Origin of the sequence: Microbacterium sp. MYb62 (assembly GCF_002979475.1) — a bacterium.
Classification (GTDB): Bacteria; Actinomycetota; Actinomycetes; order Actinomycetales; family Microbacteriaceae; genus Microbacterium.
In genome coordinates, this window is the sequence record NZ_PCOY01000025.1 from 1 (window position 1) to 17130 (window position 17130).

Sequence of the window (17130 nt, forward strand, 5' to 3'; positions counted from 1 at the left end):
CGAAGGGGACGAGGGGACGAAGGGACGAGGATGTGGGAGGGGGCTGGCACAATGACGGTGTGAGTGAGAACCTGACGATCGACGCCGCCGCGACCAGATGGTCGTCCCCCGACCGCGATGGGAAGCCGCTGCTGGTGCTGCTGCACGGCTACGGGGCGGACGAGCACGACCTGTTCGGACTCATCCCCTATCTCCCCGAAGGCGTCGCCGTGGCATCCGTCGCCGCGCCCCTGGCACCGCCGTGGCCGATGCCCGGTCGCTCCTGGTACCCGATCGAGGGGCTCGAGGGACGCAGCCCCGAGGCCGTGACCGTCGCCGCAGGGGCGTTCCTGCGCTGGCTCGACATCGCCGCGGGCGACGCCCCCTCGATCGCACTTCTCGGCTTCTCGCAGGGCGCGGCCGTGTCACTGCAGGCTCTGCGACTCGCCCCCGACCGCATCGACGCGGTCGTCGCCCTGAGCGGCTACGCGGCACCCGGCGAGCTCCCCGACGACGAGGTTCTGGCCGAACGGCGCCCACCCGTCTTCTGGGGCCGCGGAACGCACGACGACGTCATCCCACCCGCTTTGATCGACCACACCGCGCAGTGGCTGCCCGGACATTCCGAGCTCTCCGGGAGGGTGTACACCGGCCTCACGCACAGCATCTCCGAAGAGGAGCTGACAGACGTGCACCGATTCCTGTCGAAGTGGATCGACGGGATCGCCGCGAGCTGATCAGCGCTCGGGGGGTTCCTCATCCGCACCAGGGGTTCCGTCGCGGTCTTCGCCGTCGGCCTCGCCCGCAGTGTCGGCCTCGCCCGCGATGTCATCCTCGTCCTCGTGCGCACCCTCGTGCTCACCTCGTGCGCGCCGGCCACCGCCCCCGGTGAAGGCGACGGAGAAGGCGACGCCGATCGCCACCCCGAGCCCGATACCGAGCGCCCAGTTCTGCAGAGCGGCGCCCAGCGAGGCGCCGACCGCCATCCCGAGGGCGAGGCCGATGCCCAGCCCCATGCGGGCCCGCGACTCCTGAGGGCTCGGGTTCTGATCTGCCATGCCTCCACGCTACGGACTCGTCGGCGCCACAGCATCCCCCACGCGACGGATGCTCAGGCGCGGATCAGGAAGGTCGCCTCGATCCCCCAGCCGAGCGGCTGCACCTGCTCGGTCGTCCAGCCTGCAGCGGCTGCCAGCTCTCCCAGCGCATCACTGGAGCGGATGGGCGCGCCGGTCATGGCGAACCCGAGGATCTGATGTTCCTCGGCCCCCGGGCTGAGCGCGTCCGGCCTGCTCGATTCCAGGAGGATCACGCGTGCCGCGTGCGGCGCGAGCTCGTCGAGGAGAGCGACGGCCTCGGCATCCGTCCGGTGCGCGAGAGCGAGCGCGAGCACGGCGACGTCGACCAGCCGGCCGGTCCACCCGGCGGACGGATCCTGCCCCACCGCCTCGACCACGGCGTCGCGCACCCGCCCGTGCTCGTGCAGGGCGACACCGATGCCGCCGTGCCCACCGTCCTCGAAGGCACCGAGGACCGCGGGGGCGCCGGGGCCGACGACGAGCAGGCTGGAGACCTCCTGCCACATCGGGTCGGCCACGAAGCCGTCGAGCAGGTAGGCCAATCGCCCCGCGTCCTCCACGAGTTCTTCGACGTGGGTGGCATCCGCCTGCGCCTGCATCGCGAGCGTCGCCCCGTGCGCGCGCTCCCAGGGAGAGACGCCGTCCCGCAGGGCATGGTCGAGATCACGCAGCGCCAGCACGGCCTCCGCCTCGAGTCCGTCGAACTCCTCGCGATGATGCTCCTCGAGGAGATCCTCGCCGAAGCGGCCGAGAGCGAGCGCGTCGGCATCCCCGACGACCACCTCTGCGGACGTGAGGATGCCGCGCAGCGCTTCGAGCGCCCTCGCGGCCACCCCGAGTCGTGCCGCGAGCTCCGGCAGCGCCAGGGGGCCGTCGGCGAGGGCGTCCACCATGCCGAGCCGGACGGCGGCTCGCACGACGAGCCATGGTACCGGCGACGCAGGCTCCACCACGGGCGGCAGCTCCGGCGTCGACGCGTCGTCGCCGTGGGCGGTCTCCGCGTGCCAGTAGCCGGTGACGTTGATGCGGTCCTTCGCGAATCCCCGCTCGCGTTGCAGGTACCGCCGCACCGGCAGCAGGGCGCGGCTCTCCGCCGCCGCCCACACATAGCCCTCGCCGTCTTCCGGAAGCGCGAGCGCCCGCACGGCCGCCTCCACGGCGGCGGCATCGGCACCGGCAGCCTGCACCCAGGCCGCCGTGTCGCCCTCCCGCAGGTGCAGCTCCTGCTGCGCGGCGTCGTCTTCGACCAGCAGCAGCACGTGCGCGGGAGCGTCGACCGGACGCTCGTCGAGGAACCGTCCGACCGCCGGCAGACCCGTCTCGTCGGCGATCAATGCGATCCAGTCGAGCTCGTCCGGCAGGCGCAGCGACGACTTCGGCCCGACGAAGCACAGCTCATCCCCGGGGGCGGCGGACTGCGCCCACGACGCCGCGGGCCCATCGCCGTGCAGCACGAAGTCGAGCGCCATCTCCCCGGCACCGACATCCACCCAGCGCGGCGTGTAGTCGCGGGCGACCCGGTTCTCCGCGGCGGTCCATTCGATGCCGTGCGGCAGTTGGATCGGCAGTGCCGACTCCAGATCGCCGTCCGCGGCGAAGATCAGCTTGATGTGGTCGTCGAAGCCCGGCGCCGCGAAGGCGCGATGCGTGTGCCCGTCGACGACGGTCTCCCCCAGTCCTTCTCCGCCGACGACGATGCGCCGCATGCGAGGAGTGATCTCCTCGATGCGGCGCACGGTCACACGGCGCACGACCAGCGGATGCGAGGTGAATGCGCGCTGTGCCATCTCAGCCGAACAGCTCCTCGATGATGTCGAGCAGGGCGAGGGCCTCGTCGTAGTCGCCGCGGGCGACCCAGTACGGCAGCACGTACGCGGCGTCGTTCTGGAACGCCGGGAGTGCGGCGAGGACGGGGTTCTCCGACAGCGTGTCGACGTCGCCGATGTCGGTGTTGAAGCCGGTGATGAACACGGTCGGCTGGGTGATGACCTGCCCCACCTGCTCGGTCGACAGCTCGAACGAGTCGCCGCCGGGCGTGTAGGGCTCGTAGTCGCCCTGGGCGAAGATCGGCGCCGCTTCGATGCCGACGGCGTCGAACACCACGGGAAGGCCCATGTCCTCCCGGGCGACATAGACCCTGCCGTCGGGGAGGATCGACAGGAACGCGGACGGTGCGGTCGGCACCGTGATGTTCGCGGCCACCTCGTCCACGCGGTCCTCGTAGGCGGCGAGCGCCTCGTCGTAGACCTCGCCCTTGCCGAAGACGTCGTCGGCGAGGAACGAGTACTGGTCCTGCCAGGTCGCCTTCTCGCCGCTGACGAGGACGGTCGGGGCGATGTCGCTGAGGTCGTCGTAGGCGTCGGTGGCCAGGAAGAGCGGGAAGCCGACGCCTCCGCCGACGATCAGGTCGGGCTCCAACGCGAGGATCGCCTCGAGGTCGAAGCCGTCGCCGCTCCAGGTGATGAACTCGGTGCCCTGCTTCTCGGCGTCCTCGGCCCAGAAGTCGGAGAACGACGCCTCGTAGCCGAAGTCCTCGGAGGTGAGCGCCGCGACCGGCACGTCGAGGTCGTAGAGGTACCCGGCGAGGGCGTAGTTCAGCACCACGACCTTCTGCGGGTCGGCCGGGATGGTGACGTCCCCCTGACCGGTGGCGACGACACGCGTGGTCGCCTCCTCGGACGCGCCGGCTCCCGATTCGGGGGCCGGTTCGGAGGCGCAGGACGCCAAGGCGAACAGGGCGACCACGGGAAGGGCGGCAAGGACACGGACGGATCTGGACATGGAGACCTCGGGATCGACGGATGCGGGCTGACCCGACGGGCACGCGGCGGACGGCGCAGCTCGGGTAAGGTAAGGCTATTCTCACTAACCGGTCGAATCGTGACGCATGCGACATCGACACGGACGGATACGACATGTCTCGGAGGGGAACAGCGTGCGATCCACCGCTCTCGCCGGCACCGTCCCGGAGAACTCGATCCGCTTCCTCGGACACGACACCCACGAGCACGATGAACCGCATGTCGTCTACGTGGTGACCGGCTCGGCCGTGCTGACGGTCGACGGGGTCGACATCCCGCTCCGTCGACATGAAGCCGTGTGGATGCAGCCGCACGTCCCGCACGCCGTCCGCGTCCGCGAAGGGGGGACGGTGCTCGGTCCCATCCTCGAGGACTCCGCGACGCCCTCGACGCGGGTTCGCGTGCTCGGCGTGGTGCCCGCCCTCGTCGACGTCATGACCACCGCCCTCGTGGCAGCCCCCAGCACCGACGAGCAGATCCTGCCGTTCCGCCGCGCGATCGCCCGGGTGCTGCTGACCGTGTCACGCCCGTACTTCCCCGTCGTGTACCCCGAGCACCCTGCCGCCCGCCGCCTCGCGAAAGACGCCCTGCGGCTGCCGGTCCCGCTCGACGAGCTGGCCACCCGCCACCGGATGAGCGCGCGCCAGGTGCAGCGCATCTTCGTCACCGAGACCGGCTGGTCGTTCTCGCGCTGGCGCGGCCGTGCACGCATGAACGCGGCCGTCGCGCACCTGATCGGCGGCGGCGACCTGACCGCGGCGGCGCGGCTCTCCGGCTTCGGCACCAGGGCCGGGCTCGTGAAGGCGCTCAGCCGGGAGACGGGAATCGCCGCCGATCGGCTCACCGCCGACCCCCGCGCCGCCCTCATCGACGACTGACCCGCAGGGTGCGGACGGATGCCGACGCACGGATCGACGGCCGGAAGCTGTTAGCGTTTCGGCGTTCAGAGGAGCCCCATGACCACCGCCACGCGCATCGAACCGGCCACCGGCGTCCGCGTTCGTCGGCACCGCACCCGGCGTCGCGTGCTCGGGCTCGGCGTCTCGCTGCTGCTCGTCGCCGCGCTGTGCGTGCTCAGCGTGGCCGTGGGCTCGGCCGCATTGTCTCTCGATGTGGTCTGGCAGGCCTTCGTGGCGCCGGACGGATCGGCGAGCCAGGTCACCGTCACCAGCGCGCGCGTGGACCGGACGGTGCTCGGGCTGCTCGTGGGCGCCGCACTCGGCGTCTCGGGAGCACTCATCCAGGCCCTCACCCGCAACCCGCTCGCCGATCCCGGCATCCTCGGAGTGAACGCCGGAGCCGGTTTCGCCGTGACCCTCGCGGTGGCCTTCCTCGGGATCACCCGCATCGACCAGTACCTGCCGTTCGCGTTCGTCGGGGCCATCGCCGCATCCGCCGTGGTCTACCTCGCCGCCGGTGCCGGTCGCGGCGCCGGGTCACCGGTGCGCCTGACCCTGGTCGGCGTGGCCTTCGCGGCCGTGCTCACCGGGTTCTCGCACACGCTCGCCCTGATCGACACGGAGACCTTCGACCGGATGCGGTTCTGGGGCGCAGGCACGCTCGCCGACCGCCCGGCCGGGACGATCGACGCGATCCTCGTGCCGATCGGCATCGGACTCCTGATCGCCGCCTTCTGCGTACGCCCGCTCAACGCCCTCGCTCTCGGCGAGGACACCGCCAGGGCAGTGGGCGTGCGGCTCGGCACGGCCAGGGTGGGGATCATCCTCGCCGTCGCCCTGCTGTGCGGAGCCGCGACGGCCGCCGTCGGCCCCCTGGTCTTCGTCGGACTGGTCGTCCCGCATGCCGTGCGCTGGATCACCGGCCCCGACTGGGTCTGGATCACGCTGTACTCCGCGGTGCTGGCACCGGCGCTGGTGCTCGGCGCCGACATCCTCGGCCGCATCGTGGCGATCCCCGCCGAGCTGCAGGTCGGAGTGATGCTGCCGCTGATCGGCGCGCCCGTGCTCATCGCCCTGGTGCGCGGCCGGAAGGCGAAGGCCCTGTGAGCGCGGCGCTCGTCCTCCGCGCAGGACCGCTCTCGGTGCGCACCACACGGCGGATGCTCCTGGTGTGCGCCGCGCTGGTGGCCGTCGCACTCGGACTGGCCGTATGGGCGATGACGCTCGGCAGTTACGGACTGAGCGCCGGAGAGGTGATCGGCGCGTTCCTCGGAACCACGGAGGGACCGGCGCGCAAGGTCGTGATCGAGTGGCGGGCTCCGCGCGTGGTCGCCGCGCTGCTGTTCGGCGCGGCGCTCGGCGTCTCGGGCAGCATCTTCCAGTCCCTCACCCGCAACCCTCTGGGGAGCCCGGACGTGATCGGGTTCAGCACCGGCTCGTACACCGGCGTGATCCTGATGATGCTGACCGGCGCGACCGGGTACGCGGCCTACGCCACGGGGGCGCTGATCGGCGGCGTGCTGACCGCCGTCGTGGTCTACGTGCTCGCGTTCCGCCGCGGGATGCAGGGCTTCCGTCTCATCATCGTCGGCATCGCGATGGGGGCGCTGCTGGGTTCGCTGAACACGTGGTTCAGCACCAGGGCCGACGTCGACCTCGCCCTGCGCGCGGCCGTCTGGGGGGCGGGCTCCCTCGCGGCCGTGGACGGGACCACGCTCGGCATCGCGGCGATAGCGATCGCCGCCGTGCTGCTGTGCGCGCCGGCGGCCCAGCGGCGGATGCGACGGCTCGAGCTCGGCGACGACGCCGCAGCCATGCTCGGCATCCCGTTGGAGCGCACCCGCGGGATGCTCATGCTGCTCGGGGTCGCCGCGATCGCCGCCGTGACGGCCGCCGCCGGGCCGATCGCCTTCGTCGCCCTCGCCGCCCCGCAGATCGGCCAGCGCCTGACCGGGCGGGGAACGTCGGTCGACCTGGTCGGCGCCGCACTGACCGGTTCGGTGCTGCTGCTCGTCGCCGATGTGATCGCGCAGCACGCGATCCCCGATGTGACGCTGCCGACCGGCGCCGTGACGATCTGCATCGGCGGCGTCTACCTGCTCGTGCTGCTCATGCGCGAGAGCCGGCGCTTCACCGGAGGAGGACGACGATGACACGACTGGCGGCGGAGGACCTGCGCGTCGGCTACGGCGGCAGGGGCGTGCTCGACGGCCTCGACGTGCGCATCCCCGATGGGGAGCTGACTGTGATCGTGGGCCCGAACGCCTGCGGCAAGTCGACCCTGCTGCGCGCGTTCGCCCGACTGCTCCCGGCGACCGGAGGGCGGGTGCTCCTGGACGGCGGAGACATCACACGACTGTCGACCAAGGAGGTCGCTCGGCGGATGGGCCTGCTGCCGCAGAGCCCGCTCGCGCCCGAGGGCATCACGGTCGCCGACCTCGTCGGACGCGGCCGCTACCCGCACCAGAGCGTGCTGTCGAGCTGGTCCGTCGAAGACGAGCGCGCGGTCGCCGAGGCCATGTCGGCGACGAACGTCACCGCTCTCGCCGAGAGGAACGTCGACGAGCTCTCGGGCGGCCAGCGGCAGCGCGCATGGATCGCGATGGCGTTGGCGCAGGAGACACCGATCCTGCTGCTGGACGAGCCGACCACGTTCCTCGACATCGGGCACCAGATCGAGGTGCTCGAACTCGTCACGCGCCTGCACCGCGAGGGGCGCACGGTCGTCGTGGTGCTGCACGACATCAACCAGGCCGCCCGTTACGCGTCGCACCTGATCGCGATGAAGGACGGCCGCATCGTCGCGGAAGGTCCTCCCCGTGACATCGTCGACGCCGCGCTGCTCACGGACCTGTTCGATCTCGAGGCCCGGGTGATCTCCGACCCGGACACGGGAGCTCCCGTGGTGCTGCCCGGACGCTGAGGGCAGAGCGACACGCCCGGGAGTTGCGGAACGCCGACACGCCCGGGTATCGTCGGGGAGTCCTGTCCGCCGTGTCTGGAAGTCCTTTGATCTGATCCGTCGCCTCCGCGCTCCCTCTTCCGCGCGCTGACCCGACGATCGCCGACTCCACGGCTGACCTCTCCCTCCCGTGACGCTCCCGCGTCCGGTCGAGACGCGGCAGAGGTCCGGTGTCAGTGCACCCTCGCACTCGACAGGAGACACCCATGTCACACCCCTCCCCTCTTCACGCGTCGGTCGTCCTCGACCGGCTCACGTTCGCCTGGCCCGACGGTTCGGTCGCGCTCGACGGCGTCTCCGGCGCCTTCGGCTCCGGCCGCACGGGCCTGGTCGGCCGCAACGGCGCCGGCAAATCCACGCTGCTGCGCCTGATGGCCGGCGCACTCGAGCCGACGTCGGGATTCGTCACCGCATCGGGCGAAGTCGCGTACCTGCCGCAGCAGCTGACGCTCGACGTCGATCGCCGGGTCTCCGAGCTGCTGGGCGTGTCCGCGGCGCTCGACGCGGTGCGTGCCATCACCGCCGGCGACGTCGATCCCGCGCACTTCGAGGCGGTGGGCGACGACTGGGACATCGAGGCGCGTGCCGAGGCCTCGCTGGCCGAAGCGGGTCTCGATCCCTCGTTCCTCGACCGCCGCGTCGGCGAGCTGTCCGGCGGGGAGGGCGTGCTCGTCGCGATCGCCGGCATCCGCCTGCGCCGCGCGCCGATCACGCTCCTCGACGAGCCGACCAACAACCTCGACCGTGAGGCCAGGGCGAAGCTCGCGGCGATGGTCCGCGCCTGGAAGGGCACGCTCATCGTCGTCAGCCACGACCTGTCGCTGCTCGAGCTGATGGACGACACCGCCGAGCTGTACGCCCAGAACCTGAGCGTGTTCGGCGGCCCGTATTCGCACTGGCGCGCCTGGTTGGATGCCGAGCAGGATGCGGCGAAGCAGGCCGAGGTCACCGCCGCGCAGGCGCTCCGTAAGGAGAAGCGCCAGCGGATCGAGGCGGAGGTGAAACTCGCGCACCGCGCCCGTACGGCCAAGAAGGCCGAGATCGAGAAGCGTGTGCCGAAGATCGTCGCGCACGGCAGGAAGATGGCCGCCGAGGTGTCGGCGGGCGGGCTCCGCACCGAGGTCGGCGCCAAGGAGGAGGCCGCGCACGCCGCGCGGGAGGAGGCGGGGCGACGCGTGCGCTCCGACGCCTCGATGAAGATCGAGCTGCCCGATCCGCAGGTCTCCCGCAGCCGCCGGATCGCGACGATTCGCGACGAGGAGCGGTCCTGGGTGATCCAGGGTCCGGAGCGCGTCGCCCTGATCGGTCGGAACGGCGCCGGGAAGACGACTCTGCTCGAGCGGTTGGTCACCGGGGGCGTGCACCACGCCGGAGAGGAGGCACCTCCCGCGCCGATCGCGCCGGACGGAGCCGAATCCGGCCCCGAGGTCCGGAGTCGTACACGACCGACGCTGCGCGCCGAGGCCCACACCGACCAGATCGGCTACCTGCCCCAGCGGGTCGACGGCCTGGACGAGCAGCGGTCGGTGTTCGAGAACATCGCCGCCGCCGCGCCGCACGTGCCGGAGAAGGAGCTGCGCAACCGGCTCGCGCGCTTCCTGATCCGCGGGGCGACGGCGGATCGTCCGGTCGCGGCGCTGTCCGGCGGTGAGCGCTTCCGCGTCGCGCTGGCGAAGCTGCTGCTCGCCGACCCCGCACCTCACCTCGTGGTACTGGACGAGCCGACGAACAACCTCGACCTCGACACGGTCGACCAGCTCGTGGAAGCTCTGCGGGCCTACCGCGGTGCGGTGCTGATCGTGAGCCACGACGACGCGTTCCTGCGCCGCCTCGATCTCGACCTCACGCTGGAGATCGACGACGAGGGGCTGCTGCAGGAGACGTCGCTCGATCAATGACGCGGTTCGTCCGACCACGTCGGGCGCCGGGGATCGACCACTCCGGCGTCCGACGCCGTCACACCAATCCGGCCTCGTACGCGAGGATCACGGCCTGCACCCGGTCGCGGAGGTCGAGCTTCAGCAGGATGCGCCCCACGTGCGTCTTCACGGTCGACTCCGAGACGAACAGGCTCTCGCCGATCTCGGTGTTGTTGTAGCCCTTCGCGATCGCGAGGAGCACCTCCCGCTCCCGCCCGGTGAGCGCGCTCAGCCGCGGATCGGCCGCCTCGGCCTGGCGGGGAAGCCGGGTCGCGAAGAGGTCGAGCATCGAGCGGGTGACCCGCGGCGAGACGAGGGCATCGCCGGCGGCGATCGCTCGGATCGCGGCGGTCAGCTGATCCGGGGGCGTGTTCTTCAACAGGAATCCGCTCGCCCCGGCACGGAGGCTCCCGAACGCGTACTCGTCGAGGTCGAACGTCGTGAGCACCAGGACGCGACTCGCCGGCGTCCCGCGGACGATGCGCCTGGTCGCCTCGATGCCGTCCATCTCGGGCATCCGGATGTCCATCAGGATCACGTCCGGCTGCAGTTCTCCCGCCAGATGCACGGCCTCGGCGCCGGACACGGCCTCTCCCACCACCTGCAGGTCGTCCTCGGCATCGAGCACCATGCGCATGCCGCGACGGATCAGCTCGTGGTCGTCGACGATGAGCACCCGGATGCGTGGCTCGGTCATCATTTCTCCTCCTCCTGCTCGGGGATCTCCACACGCACGCGCCAGCCGCCGTCGGGGGATGGACCCGCCTCGGCGGTTCCCCCGGCGAGCCGCGCCCGCTCTCGGACGCCGAGGAGTCCCCGGCCCGATCCCACCGATGCCGCCGGTGGTCCCTGCCGTCCGTCGTCGGTGACCTCGATCACGAGGACGTCCCTTCGGAAGTCGAGGGTCACGAGCACCTCGTGCGGGTCCTTCGCGTAGCGCAGCGCGTTCGTCAGGGCTTCCTGCACGATGCGGTGGATCGTGTTCTGCAGGGCGGGCGACGAGGGCTCCGCACCCTCGACGTGCACCGTGACCGGCAGGCCGGCGGTGCGGAAGGTCTCCACCAGCGCCGTGAGCTCGCTCAGCCCGGGATTGGGTCGCAGCGGAGTCTGCTCGTCCGCGTCGTCGCGGTCGTCTCCGAGGGCGCCGAGCAGTTGCCTCATCTCGACGAGCGACTGCCGTCCGACCTCGCCGATCTCCTGGATCGCACTCCGCGAGCGTTGCGGGTCCTTCTCCGCGAGGGCATTCGCCCCATCGGCGAGCGACACCATCACCGAGACGCTGTGCGCGACGACATCGTGGATCTCCCGGGTGATCCTGGCACGCTCCGCGAGGGTCGCGATGCGCGCCTGCTGATCGCGTTCGCGCGAGAGCTGGTCGGCGCGGTCCAGGATCGCTCCGATGTAGCGGCGCCGGTCACCCACGGTGACCCCGAGCACCGCCGCGATCAGCATGACGACGAGGAACAGCAGACTCACCGCCACCGAGAACGAGCCGCCGAGGTCGCCGCGCCGCAGTCCGTCCAGCAACGGGAACACGAGGACGCCGCCGAGGACGGTGATCCCGAAGGCGATCCAGCCACTGCGGTTCGAGCGATAGACGAACAGCGCGTACAGCGCCAGGGCGATCCCGATCGGCTCGCCGAGGGTGTCGGTGACGATCGTGACCGCCGCGACGGTCACGAAAACAGTGAAGGTGAGCCACGGCCGATGCCGACGCCAGAGCAGCGCGGCCGCGGAGATCGTGCCGAGGACCAGTGGGATGAGGATCGGGGCGATCGGTGTCCAGCTGCCCGATGACAGCGGTATGAGCAGCGCCCAGAGCGTGATGACGAGGAGATAGGCACCGGCGATCAGCGAATCGACGAGCCACGGGTGACTGCCCCAGAACCGCCGCACCACCCCGGGCGGCCGGGGCAGGTCCACCGCGCGCATCTCGTCCGCGGCGGCGGGTGCTGACTCTGGCATGGGACGACTCTACGCACCGCACCTCTCCGCCGGCCTCAGCCGGCCGTGGCGACGAGCGATCCGGTGACGGTGCGGACCGTGGCGGTGCGGGTGGAAGCCGTCGGACGGGCGTTCGTGCGCGCCGGGCGGCGGCGCTGGGCGAACGCCGTCTCCATGCCGAGGATCGCGAGCCACCCCATCCCGATCGTGGTGGCGACCAGTTCGAGGATGCTCCCGATGTCGGTGCGGAACTGCAGGAGCGAGAGGATCCCGCCCGCCGCGGCGATCACGGCGGTCGAGATGCCGGCGCCGAGGGAGAGGATCCGCAGCATCGCCCGATCCTCGACGAACGACACCTGGAGCATCGCGAACGCCGCCAGGGCGAAGGCGAGCACGGCGACCGTCGTGTGGATGAGGTCCTGCCAGGTGAAGGTGGGCCCGACCGGCAGCGGGCATCCGGTCGTGCAGGGGACCTGCGAGGCGACCAGGAACAGCGACGACGCGATCGCCACCGAGAGCGACGGCGACCCGATGCTCAGCCACGGCACCGTCGCGCGCAGTCCGCGCGCAGCCCACGCGACCGAGAAGCCCCCGGCGACGAGAAGGAGCAGCGCGAGCTCGAACCATCCCGCGGTCGGTTCACCTGCGGCTCCCAGACCGCTCACGTAGAGGACCCTGTCGATGCTCAGTCGCGCGATCCAGATGATCGTGAGCGCGATCCCGACGAGGATGCTCCCACCGATCGCGGCGAGGGTGCGGAGGGCGGTTCTGACGGGGGCGGCGGCGGTGATCTCGGCGGGCATACTCAGACGGTATGAGCGGACGCATCGCCGTCGCGTCGGCCCGAAGTGCCCACTCTGCAGCGGCGTCGTACCTCGGTACGACGCCGTTGCCGGGCTCTTCGCGCGTCCGTTTCCGCCCCGATGTCGCAGCCCTCGACGATGATGGAGGGATGAGCGACGTGCTCGACCGCTTCACCCCCGCGACGCAGGACTGGTTCCGGGGTGCGTTCCCCGCGCCCACCCCCGCGCAGGCAGGCGCCTGGGATGCGATCTCCGCGGGCAAGCACGCGCTCGTCGTCGCCCCGACGGGCTCCGGGAAGACGCTGTCGGCCTTCCTCTGGGCGATCGACAGCGTGTTCCGCGAGCGCATGATCGAGGCGGCCCCGCCCGCGAAGGGCGAGCCCCGCACGCGCATCCTCTACATCTCCCCGCTGAAGGCACTCGGCGTCGACGTCGAACGCAACCTGCGCTCCCCGCTGATCGGCATCGGACAGTCGGCCCGGCGGCTCGGAGTGCCCGCGCCCACGGTGACGGTCGGTGTGCGTTCGGGCGACACGACGTCGAGCGATCGGCGCAAGCTCGTGTCCGATCCGCCCGACATCCTCATCACGACTCCCGAGTCGCTGTACCTCATGCTCACGAGCCGCGCGGGCGAGACCCTGCGCGGCGTGCACACCGTCATCATCGACGAGGTGCACGCGGTCGCGGCGACCAAGCGCGGCGCGCATCTCGCCGTGAGCCTGGAGCGCCTCGACGCCCTGCGCCGACTCGACGGCATCGAGACCCCCGCGCAGCGCATCGGCCTCTCGGCCACGGTCCGGCCCATCGATGAGGTCGCTCGCTTCCTGGGCGGCTCGGCGCCGGTCGAGATCGTCGCGCCTCCGGCATCCAAGACCTTCGAGCTGGGCGTGGTCGTGCCGATGGACGACATGACCAATCCGCCGCCGCCTCCCGGTGTGCCGGGCGACGCGGCCGATGCCGAGTACACCGAGGTCACGGGCTCCGTCTGGCCCCATGTCGAAGAAGCGATCGTCGACCGCATCCTGCAGAACAACTCGACCATCGTGTTCGCCAACTCACGCCGCCTCGCGGAGCGGCTCACCGGCCGCTTGAACGAGATCTACTCCGAGCGGATCGGCGTCGAGCTGCCGGCGGCCACGGTGCCAGCAGCCATGATGGCGCAGGCCGGAGCCACCGCCGGCGCCGACCCCGTGCTCGCGAAGGCGCATCACGGCTCGGTCTCCAAAGAGCAGCGCGCCCAGGTCGAAGAGGAGCTCAAGTCGGGCGTCCTGCGTTGCGTCGTCGCGACGAGCAGCCTCGAGCTCGGCATCGACATGGGCGCGGTCGACCTCGTCATCCAGGTCGAGGCGCCGCCGTCCGCGGCATCCGGTCTGCAGCGCGTCGGCCGCGCGGGGCACCAGGTGGGCGAGATCAGTCGCGCCGCGCTCTTCCCCAAGCATCGCGGCGACGTGCTGCACACCGCGATCGTCACCGAGCGGATGCTGGCGGGCAAGATCGAGGCCATCCAGGTGCCGCGCAATCCGCTCGACATCCTCGCCCAGCAGACCGTCGCGGCGAGTGCACTCGGCGCCATCGGCGTCGAGGAGTGGTTCGAGACCGTTCGCCGATCGGCGCCGTTCCAAGCCCTTCCGCGCTCGGCCTACGAGGCGACCCTCGACCTACTGGCCGGACGATTCCCCTCCGACGAGTTCGCCGAACTGCGTCCGCGACTCGTGTGGGATCGCGACGCGGGCACGCTGACCGGGCGTCCGGGGGCGCAGCGCATCGCGGTGACCAGCGGCGGCACGATCCCCGATCGGGGTCTGTTCGGCGTCTTCGTCGCGGGTGAGACGACCGGCGCGCGAGTGGGCGAGCTCGACGAGGAGATGGTCTACGAGTCGCGGGTGGGCGACGTCTTCACGCTCGGTACCACGAGCTGGCGGATCGCCGAGATCACCCACGACCGCGTCAACGTGATCCCCGCCTACGGGCAGCCGGGCAAGGTGCCGTTCTGGCACGGCGACGGCATCGGTCGACCCTTCGAACTCGGCGAGGCGCTGGGCGCATTCTCCCGTGAGGTGTCGGCGGCCACGCCCGAGAAGGCGGCGCAGCGGCTCATCGATGCCGGGCTCGACGAGCAGGCACGGGCGAACCTCATGGCGCACCTGACCGAGCAGCGCGAGGCGACCGGCACGCTCCCCACCGACCGCACGCTCACCGTCGAGCGCGGCCGCGACGAGGTCGGAGACTGGCGGGTGATCTTGCATTCCCCGTACGGCATGAAGGTGCATGCTCCGTGGGCGCTGGCCATCAACGCCCGGGTGCGCGAGCGCCTCGGCGTCGAGGGATCCGCGGTCGCGAGCGACGACGGCATCATCGTGCGCATCCCCGATGCCGAGGCCGAGCCTCCGGGTGCCGAGCTGTTCGTGTTCGAACCCGATGAGCTGGAGCACGTGGTCACCGAGGAGGTGGGCGGCTCCGCGCTGTTCGCCTCCCGGTTCCGCGAATGCGCGGCACGGGCGCTGCTCATGCCCCGCATGAACCCGAACAAGCGCACCCCGCTGTGGCAGCAGCGGCAGCGCTCCGCGCAGCTGCTCGAGGTCGCGAGGCGCCACCCGACGTTCCCGGTGATCCTGGAGACGCTGCGCGAGGTGCTGCAGGACGTCTACGACCTCCCCTCGCTGCGCACGCTCGCGACCTCGATCGCCGACCGCCACATCCGGCTGGTCGAGACCGAGCCCGGCCAGCCGTCGCCGTATGCCCGCGACCTGCTGTTCGGCTATGTGGGCGCGTTCATGTATGAGGGCGACTCCCCGCTCGCCGAGCGCCGCGCGGCCGCGCTGTCGGTCGACCCGGCGCTGCTGGGCGAGCTGCTGGGCACGGTCGAGCTGCGCGAACTGCTCGACCCCGACGTGATCGCCCAGTTCGAGCGCGAGGCCCAGCGTCTCGACCCCGACCGCCGAGCGCGGGGGCTCGAGGGCGTCGCCGATCTGCTGCGGATGCTCGGCCCCCTCGACGCCGATGAGGTCGCGCTGCGCCTCGACCCCGAGTCGATCGGCGACTCCTCGGCCACCGCCCTGCTCGACGACCTGGTCACTGCGCGCCGGGCGATCCCCGTCACGATCGCCGGCGCGAGCCGTGTCGCCGCGATCGAGGATGCCGGGCGGCTGCGCGATGCCCTGGGGGCGGCACTGCCGACCGGCATCCCCGTCGCCTTCCTCGAACCCGTCGCCGACCCGCTCGGCGACCTCGTCGCCCGCCACGCTCGCACGCACGGTCCCTTCACGACGGATGCCGTCGCCACCCGGTTCGGTCTCGGCGCCGCGGTCGCCCGACATACGCTGCAACGGCTCGAGACCGCGGGACGGATCACGAGCGGCTACTTCCTGCCCGAGGCCGCCGGGAGCGGCGACGCCGTCGAATGGTGCGACACCGAGGTGCTGCGCCGGCTCCGGATGCGTTCGCTCGCGGCGATCCGCGGATCCGTCGAGCCCGTCGCCCCCGAGGCCTACGCGCGATTCCTGCCCGATTGGCAGCACATCGGTCGACCACTGGAAGGCGTCGACGGCGTTCTCACCGTGATCGAGCAGTTCGCCGGCGTACCGATCCCCGCGAGTGCGTGGGAGTCGCTGATCCTGCCATCGCGGGTGCGCGACTACTCCCCCGCGATGCTCGACGAGCTGACGGCCGCCGGCGAGGTCATCTGGTCAGGGCACGGCACCCTTCCGGGGCGCGACGGATGGGTGTCGCTGCATCCGGCCGAGCTCGCACCCTTCACCCTCCCCGAACGCGGCACCGAGATCGCCTCGGACTCCCTCGAGTCGCGCATCCTCATCGCCCTCGACGTCGGCGGTGCCTACTTCGCCGCACAGCTCAAGGACATGGCGGCGGCCGAGAACGAGCAGTCCGTGCTCGAGGCGCTGTGGTCGCTGACCTGGTCGGGCTATGTCACCAACGACACCTTCGCGCCGATCCGCTCTCTCCTGGCGGGCGGCTCCCAGGCGCACAAGGTCAAGCGCCGCGCTCCCCGTGCCCGCACCTACCGCGGCGTGTCCTTCACCGGATCCGCGGCTCCTCGACCGCCGTCGATCGGCGGTCGCTGGTCGCTGCTGCCGGCGCTCGAGACCGATCCCGCCCGCCGCGCGACCGTCACCGCCGGGCTCCTGCTCGACCGCTACGGGGTCGTCACCCGTGGCGCCGTGCAGGCGGAGGGGGTTCCCGGCGGGTTCGCCCAGACCTACCGGGTGCTCGCGGGCTTCGAAGAGGCCGGCCACTGCCGCCGCGGCTACGTGATCGAGAAACTCGGGGCTGCGCAGTTCGCCGCCTCGGGCACGGTCGACCGGCTGCGCACCTACGCCGGTCTCGCCGATCCTCCGCCGCGCAAGGCGGTGACCCTCGCCGCCACCGATCCCGCGAACCCGTACGGCGCCGCACTCGGGTGGCCTAAGCTCGACGGCGTCTCCCATCGCCCCGGGCGCAAAGCGGGCGGTCTGGTCGTGCTGGTCGACGGAGTCCTCGTGCTCTCGCTCGAACGGGGCGGCCGCACGGTGTTGTCGTTCAGCGACGACGGCGACGTGCTGCGGGCCGCAGCGTCCGACCTCGCCGACACCGCACGCGCCCGTCGCCTCGACACCCTGACCGTCGAGAAGATCAACGGCGAGGGCGTCTACGGCACCGAGCTGGCCCTCGCCCTGCAGGAAGCGGGCTTCGTGGCGACCCCACGGGGCTACACCCTCCGCAAGGCGGTCTGACGATGCGCCTACGC

Annotated in this window: 13 protein-coding genes; 7 read left to right on the forward strand and 6 right to left on the reverse strand. The window is 71.5% G+C overall.

Annotated elements, in window-relative coordinates:
• Window positions 1–59: 59 nt before the first annotated feature.
• On the forward strand, window positions 60–716 hold the full coding sequence (locus CQ042_RS17545; protein ID WP_181157611.1) for an alpha/beta hydrolase: 657 nt from the start codon (window positions 60–62) through the stop codon (window positions 714–716).
• Here CQ042_RS17545 and CQ042_RS20550 read toward each other — a convergent pair whose 3' ends face one another.
• From CQ042_RS20550 to CQ042_RS17560, 3 genes are read right to left on the reverse strand one after another with little or no spacing between them, the layout of a single operon-like run.
• Window positions 717–1037 (reverse strand): hypothetical protein, encoded by a 321-nt coding sequence (locus CQ042_RS20550; protein ID WP_181157614.1) that lies wholly within the window; start codon window positions 1035–1037, stop codon window positions 717–719.
• 53 nt (window positions 1038–1090) lie between these two features.
• Entirely contained in the window at window positions 1091–2845 is a 1755-nt protein-coding gene (locus CQ042_RS17555) for a siderophore-interacting protein (protein WP_105671743.1), read from the reverse strand.
• A 1-nt stretch (window position 2846) separates the two neighbouring features.
• Window positions 2847–3839: an ABC transporter substrate-binding protein gene (locus CQ042_RS17560; RefSeq protein WP_105671744.1), complete on the reverse strand. Its 993-nt coding sequence runs from the start codon at window positions 3837–3839 to the stop codon at window positions 2847–2849.
• Window positions 3840–3993: 154 nt separating this feature from the next.
• Between CQ042_RS17560 and CQ042_RS17565 the strand changes: the two genes are divergently transcribed.
• From CQ042_RS17565 to CQ042_RS17585, 5 genes are all read left to right on the forward strand, one after another.
• Entirely contained in the window at window positions 3994–4737 is a 744-nt protein-coding gene (locus CQ042_RS17565; protein WP_219844872.1) for an AraC family transcriptional regulator, read from the forward strand.
• Between the two features lie 78 nt (window positions 4738–4815).
• A complete protein-coding gene (locus CQ042_RS17570) occupies window positions 4816–5865 on the forward strand; it encodes an iron chelate uptake ABC transporter family permease subunit (protein WP_105671746.1) in 1050 nt (349 codons plus the stop codon).
• Window positions 5862–6911, forward strand: a complete 1050-nt coding sequence (locus CQ042_RS17575; protein WP_105671747.1) for an iron chelate uptake ABC transporter family permease subunit — start codon at window positions 5862–5864, stop codon at window positions 6909–6911. The genes CQ042_RS17570 and CQ042_RS17575 overlap by 4 nt, the downstream gene beginning before the upstream one ends.
• Window positions 6908–7681 (forward strand): ABC transporter ATP-binding protein, encoded by a 774-nt coding sequence (locus CQ042_RS17580; RefSeq protein ID WP_105671748.1) that lies wholly within the window; start codon window positions 6908–6910, stop codon window positions 7679–7681. Before CQ042_RS17575 ends, CQ042_RS17580 begins: the two co-directional genes overlap by 4 nt.
• 245 nt (window positions 7682–7926) lie before the next feature.
• The gene (locus CQ042_RS17585) at window positions 7927–9618 is read left to right on the forward strand and encodes an ABC-F family ATP-binding cassette domain-containing protein (protein WP_105671749.1); all 1692 of its coding nucleotides are present in this window, start codon (window positions 7927–7929) and stop codon (window positions 9616–9618) included.
• 58 nt (window positions 9619–9676) lie between these two features.
• On the opposite strand, the gene CQ042_RS17590 is transcribed toward CQ042_RS17585, so the two are convergent.
• The 3 genes from CQ042_RS17590 to CQ042_RS20555 are packed head-to-tail and all read right to left on the reverse strand — an operon-like array spanning window position 9677 to window position 12386.
• Window positions 9677–10336: a response regulator transcription factor gene (locus CQ042_RS17590; RefSeq protein ID WP_105671750.1), complete on the reverse strand. Its 660-nt coding sequence runs from the start codon at window positions 10334–10336 to the stop codon at window positions 9677–9679.
• Entirely contained in the window at window positions 10336–11604 is a 1269-nt protein-coding gene (locus CQ042_RS17595) for a sensor histidine kinase (protein WP_105671751.1), read from the reverse strand. The genes CQ042_RS17590 and CQ042_RS17595 overlap by 1 nt, the downstream gene beginning before the upstream one ends.
• A 35-nt stretch (window positions 11605–11639) precedes the next feature.
• Window positions 11640–12386: a DUF998 domain-containing protein gene (locus tag CQ042_RS20555; RefSeq protein WP_181157612.1), complete on the reverse strand. Its 747-nt coding sequence runs from the start codon at window positions 12384–12386 to the stop codon at window positions 11640–11642.
• A gap of 149 nt (window positions 12387–12535) precedes the next feature.
• Between CQ042_RS20555 and CQ042_RS17605 the strand changes: the two genes are divergently transcribed.
• Complete coding sequence (locus CQ042_RS17605; protein WP_105671752.1) at window positions 12536–17116, forward strand: ATP-dependent helicase; 4581 nt, start codon at window positions 12536–12538, stop codon at window positions 17114–17116.
• Window positions 17117–17130 lie beyond the last annotated feature (14 nt).